Origin of the sequence: Desulfobacterium sp. N47 (assembly GCF_051233685.1) — a bacterium.
GTDB lineage: Bacteria > Desulfobacterota > Desulfobacteria > Desulfobacterales > RPRI01 > RPRI01.
In genome coordinates, this window is record NZ_JBAMMY010000047.1 from 1 (window position 1) to 5,867 (window position 5,867).

Genomic DNA, 5,867 nt, shown 5'->3' on the forward strand with positions numbered 1-5,867 from the left:
TTTTGGTTCTTATCTTCTTAAACCGTGGCGGGATTCGCCATGTTCTTCCATACGCTGTTATAGGAATATTCTTATGGTTGGCACTTCTGAAATCAGGCATTCATGCAACAGTTGCGGGTATTATATTGGCGCTTATGATTCCCACCAGACCGTCTAATACGCCTCTGCAATTCGATATGCGGATCAGGGAACTCAAGCAAGCATTTCTTGCCACGACTCTCAGCGAGGACTGCTCCGACCATCCTTTAAGCAACCATAGCATGGCCGCAATTGCCGAAGAGGTAGAGGGTGCAGCCAAGGCAGTCCAGTCACCCCTTCAAAGACTTGAACACACGCTATCTCCCTGGGTGACTTTTGTGGTCATTCCATTGTTTGCCGCAGCAAATGTCGGCATCCGCTTTCCCACGTTAAATATTGTGCAGATGATGGTTCATCCCGTTACTTTGGGTGTCATCATCGGCCTGGTTCCGGGTAAGTTCATCGGTATCACCGGAATGAGCTGGCTTGCCGTAAAAGCAGGGATTGCACAATTGCCGTCAGGTGTCAGGTGGTGCCATCTTCTCGGTGCGGCATGGCTGGGCGGCATCGGTTTTACAATGGCCCTTTTCGTCAGCCAGCTTGCCTTTGCCGGCGATCAAACCCTGTTGGAGGCAGCAAAGCTTGGCATTCTGATTTCTTCGGTCATCGCTATCAGCATTGGTCTAGTGTGGCTGCTGCTGGCTACAAAAACGCGATATGTCCAATCGGGAAACTGTCCTATTGATTTTTTATCCGGATAATCATATAAATGCTGGCCAGGAATACTATGAAGAACGTTATCGATCACGGGTCGTACAAAACCTGAAACAAAAAGTCTGGGAACTATGGTTTGAATTGGTTAAAATGCGAGAAACAGTTGCTACAATGTGAAACATATAATTTCAAATCTTTAACGTTAAGTTACTTAGTGGTTTAGAAAATATAAGCTGAACATTTAGCATAATGGCCTTGGTTTTATTTTATAGTTCCACTCTCCATGGAAACCATCCCTCTCGATAGCAATCTTTCGGAGTTCTTCATCAGAGACTTTGATGCCGGTCTTGTAGGAATTGGTGTCTAATTTGGCTGTAATCTCAAGACCTTTTTTCGTTCTTGTGTTGCCGATAAGATTGACGACCACTTCCCGGGTGATCAATGGACGGCCCCGCCGGTTCTGCGATATAAAGCTGAACATCTTATGCTCGATTTTATTCCATTTACTGGTACCGGGAGGGAAATGACAAACATTAATTGTCATACCTAATTCGTCAGCAAGTTTCTGCAATTCCAGCTTCCAAAGCCTTATGCGGCTGCCATTACTGCCACCCCCATCAGCGGTCCGCCTTATCCTTCCTGCGTGCTGCAACGAACCCGGATTTGTTTCTTGTCTCAGACGAAGATGTAGTAAATAATAATGAACGCTTTGTATAAAGTCATGCTTCAACCATTCTTATGTTTCTTATTGTTTTTTAGCTGCACCGGCTCCGATCAAAATTTGCAGAAGCTTGAACAGGAAGTATATTTACAAAAACAATGGACGCCGCCATTGCCGCCAAATAAATTTAAATCCGACGGCTGCTCGTACTGCCCGGATAGTGTATGGTTAAAATGTTGTGTTGAACATGATCTTATTTACTGGATGGGAGGCAGCAAAGAGGAAAGAAAGCAAGCTGACTTGGATTTGGAAGAATGTGCAGCAGGTAAGTCAGGCTTTTCTTCATCCCATAACACACGGGTCTCATCAACTATAGCTTGTTTCTGAACTTGTGTAAGCGGACAGAAAGGTGAGTTATCCAAAGTCGTCTCCCTGTTTTCAACGATCAGCACCATGGCATCCTTACTTAATGTATGCGTGTGCCAGGTCGCTTTTTTAACATTATAGATTTTAAGGGGCTGCATATTTTCCGCATAGATTTCCGCAACTGTTTCACTTCCTTTACCGATAAAAAGTATACATCGCCCGCGTAAAAGCACAAAAACTTCATCCGTTTCATTATGACGCTGCATTGCTTCAAGATTTTCCGGCAAAAGTTCACCGCTGAAATTTAATATAGCGACCCGCCATGCCTCAAAATCAACGACAGGTCTGTAACCTTCTTTAGTATATTCCCGAATTTCAAGTAGTTTTTCATGCCATGCTTTGTTCTTTCTGCCTTTCATTTTTCCCCTCATTGTCTTTATTCTGATATGAATACAGTGAAATTGGTTGCAAGTTTAGATAGTAAATGGTTTATTGACAATAATTTTTATTAAGATATATCGTTCGAGCTTAAAGTAATTTCTGCATATTTTACATATAATTATATGTAATTCAATTGTTAAAATTTATTGCCAAAGTTTATAAATGTTTAAACAGGTAAAACATTTCATGGTCCGTGAAGTCGGTTTGGAGAGTGTATGAAAGCAGGAATAGGATATTGTAATGAAAAAGACTCCTTTGTTTCAGGAGAAATAATAGCAAGACAGGCCATTAGCGAAGGTGGTCTTAGCAGCCCCGACTTTGCGTTGGCATTTTGCCACGGACAAATGGATCATAATGAATTTTATAAAGGCATGAGAAAAATTTTGGGTGCTGATGTACAGATAATTGGCGGTTCGGCAATAGGCATTATCACAAATAATTATTTGTCATATAAAGGATATCCTTCAGGAGCTGTTGTTGTGGAATCAGGTGGAATCGGATATCATGTTGCATCAGAAAATGGTTTAGATAAAGATGAAAAAGAAACCGGAAAAAGATTTGCTGCAAAATTTCCCCAAAAAACACAGGAAAAACTTTTATTCATGCTTTATGATTCGATAAAAAAACCCGGAGACGGCAATGCTCCTCCGCTATTAAACTCCTCATCGCCCTTAATTGAGGGTATTGAAGAAGTGCTCTCGCTTGGTATACCAATAATTGGAGCAGGTGTTCTGGGAGACTATGATATGAATCCGACAAATCAGTTTTGCGGATTTCATGTTGGAACTCAAAGCGTTGCCGGGATCATGCTAAGCGGAGATTTTGAACCCTATTACAGAATCATGCACGGCTGTACCCCGCTGGACGGGATATATCACAGGATTACAAAAACAGATGGCCCGATAATTTACGAACTGGATGATAAACCGATAGTTAAGATGATTGATGATATATACGGCCATCAGAACTGGCGTGACCAGAAACCTGTCAGTTTATTAACAATAGGAGTCAACCACGGAGATAGATTTAAGGAACCTGAAGAGACCGATTATGTTAACAGATTGATTCTTGGCGCTTTGCCGGACGGAGAAGGTGTCTGCCTTTTTGAACCGGATCTTAAAAAGGGAACAGAGATACAATTCATGTTAAGAGATAGTGAGACAATGATAGCTTCTGCAAAAAATAATTCCGGACAATTAATAGAACAAATTATTGAAGACGGAAAAAAACCTTTTTTAGGAATTTACATTGACTGCGCCGGGCGGGCGGCTGATTATCTGAATATTTCAACCGAGGAAGCTTGCGAGGTACAAAAAACTCTAAATCAATATGATATACCCTTGTTGGGCTTTTATTCAGGTGTTGAAATTGCACCTCTGCTCAATAAAAGCAGGGGGCTGGACTGGACAGGGGTTTTACTGGTTATAGCAGGGAATTAAGAAAATGACAGAGGAAAATATAATTTTAAAAGAAAAATGCTCTGATCTTGAAAGGCAATTGGAAGAAATCAAGAAGGAGTCTCTATACTACAAGAAGTTATCCGAAGAAACCGGTACAAAACGCTTAAGAGAAATATATGAGCTGTCAAAACTCATTGAAAAACATAAAAAATCTAAGGATATATTGCAGGAGAGTGAGGAAAAATATAAGAATCTTATTGAACTGAGCCCCGATCCGATTGCTATTATACAAAATGACCGTGTTCAATTGATAAATCCTGCATATACAAAGCTTTTCGGGTATACGCAACAGGACATTACCAATGGATTGAGCGTATATACGCATATTCGGGAAGAAGACAAATCAGAGGTAAGAATACTGTTGGAAGGGGTGTTGTTAGGTAATAAAACAGTGCCACTAAAGCCTGTTATAAATTTAGTTGCCAAAAATAAAACAATAATAACCTGTGAAACATCTATTTCTGTTATTAACTTTAACGGGAAACCGGCGGCGCTGGTATTCATCCGTGATATTACAGATAGGGAGAAAGCCGGCGAAGAAAAGGCAATACTTGAAACAAAACTTAAGGAGGCACGGAAAATAGAGGCCATTGCCACACTCGCAGGAGGTATTGCGCATGAGTTCAATAATGCTTTATTTACAGTCTCAGGAAGTACGGAACTTTTACAGATGGGTTTGCCTGATAAAGACAATTACAATAAATACATTAAAATAATAACAAATTCTGTTCGTCGCATGGCAAGCTTAACAGACAAATTGCTGGCCTATGCTCAAGGGGGGAAATATCAGGCAAAACCTATATCTTTATGCAGCTATATAGAAGAAACCCTTCCATTTATTAAATCCACGATAAAAGAATTTATTAAAGTTGAAATGGACTTGCCGAAAGATATGCCTGAAATAATGGCAGATATTACACAAATGCAACTGGTGATTTCGGCAATTATGATAAACTCATCCGAAGCCTTTGAAAGCAAAGGCTGCATCAGAATTAGTGTCCGGCAAGTAAATATTGATAAAAAGTATACCAATGACTTTCCCCATGCTAAAACAGGAGAGCATATATGCCTGACAATAGAAGATGATGGAAAAGGAATGGATGAAGAAGTCCTAAGCAGAATATTTGATCCTTTTTTTTCTACAAAGTTCCAGGGCCGCGGACTTGGAATGGCGGCAGTATATGGAATTATAAGAAACCATAATGGATGGGTTACGGTTGATTCAAAGACAGGAAAAGGAACTTCAGTTCACATTTATCTTCCGGTTATTAAATATCAAACAAAAAAATACAAAAATATTGAGGCGAAAGTGTACTCTGGCATAGGCACCATACTTATTATTGAAGATGAAGAATTGGTTATAAATGTATACCGTCAAATGTTGCAAAAACTTGGCTACAAAATAATAGAAGCCAAAACCGGGAGTGAAGCCATTAAAATTGTAGAAGAACAAAAGGGAAATATCGGTTTGGTACTGCTTGATATAGGACTTCAGGATATGACGGGCGGTAATGTTTTCTCTATGATTAAAAAAATTAATCCGGAACAAAAAGTTGTGGTATGCAGTGGCTATTCTATTGATGGCCCGGTTCAGAAAATTCTTGACGAAGGCGCTAACGGATTTTTACAAAAGCCTTTTACCCTGGCTGTGCTATCTGAAAAAATAAAAGCTGTGCTCGCTGACTAAGGTATTATCGGATATAAAAGTGAACTTTTATAAAGTTCCCGCTGTTTTTTTCAACCTGTCACTAAAGCTGCCCAGGCTTATTCACGATATTTAGCACATTATGCTGTATGCCATGCTGCAACTACTTATATATCGTGAAAATCATTTTTTATATATGGAACCTTTTATATGTATGCATTTAACTTTTTGATATAATTAATATAATTATATTGGCATGATTTAAGCATATTTAAGTATAGTTGATGCTATTTATATATTCTCTTTACATTATCGTATAAACTTTGATTCTTTGGTAACCGGTACCTTTCCAAATTATAGATGTTGGGGAGGTGAGCGAGCCCTTTTGGGTGAGCTCGCGGAGCCTCCCCAACATCTATAACTTGGGACATCATGAGATATTTTGGTTGTAGCTGCGCATATTTGATTGGTTTTTTCTTAAATTATGTGAAACTCCCCCTTAGTATGAGCCATCCGGATCACTCCGGTGGCATAATTTTATAGCAGTCTGCAATGAAGCAGC

4 protein-coding genes and 1 pseudogene are annotated in these 5,867 nt (G+C 39.7%); 3 read left to right on the forward strand and 2 right to left on the reverse strand.

The features are described from left to right. Positions 1-779: Na+/H+ antiporter NhaA (locus VXK47_RS02530; protein ID WP_435547198.1), on the forward strand; the 779-nt coding region annotated here is incomplete at its 5' end. Between the two features lie 194 nt (positions 780-973). Here the strand turns inward: VXK47_RS02530 and VXK47_RS02535 are convergent. Together VXK47_RS02535 and VXK47_RS02540 are read right to left on the reverse strand one after the other, a co-directional pair. Further along, positions 974-1,369, reverse strand: a pseudogene (locus tag VXK47_RS02535) (ISAzo13 family transposase); the annotation flags it as partial. 281 nt (positions 1,370-1,650) lie between these two features. After that, positions 1,651-2,178, reverse strand: coding sequence for a hypothetical protein (locus VXK47_RS02540; protein ID WP_435547199.1), 528 nt, complete (start codon positions 2,176-2,178; stop codon positions 1,651-1,653). Positions 2,179-2,415: 237 nt separating this feature from the next. On the opposite strand from VXK47_RS02540, the gene VXK47_RS02545 reads away from it, so the two are divergent. Next, entirely contained in the window at positions 2,416-3,639 is a 1,224-nt protein-coding gene (locus VXK47_RS02545) for an FIST signal transduction protein (RefSeq protein WP_435547200.1), read from the forward strand. A 4-nt stretch (positions 3,640-3,643) separates the two neighbouring features. Further along, positions 3,644-5,347, forward strand: a complete 1,704-nt coding sequence (locus VXK47_RS02550) for a hybrid sensor histidine kinase/response regulator (RefSeq protein WP_435547201.1) — start codon at positions 3,644-3,646, stop codon at positions 5,345-5,347. Positions 5,348-5,867: the final 520 nt, after the last annotated feature.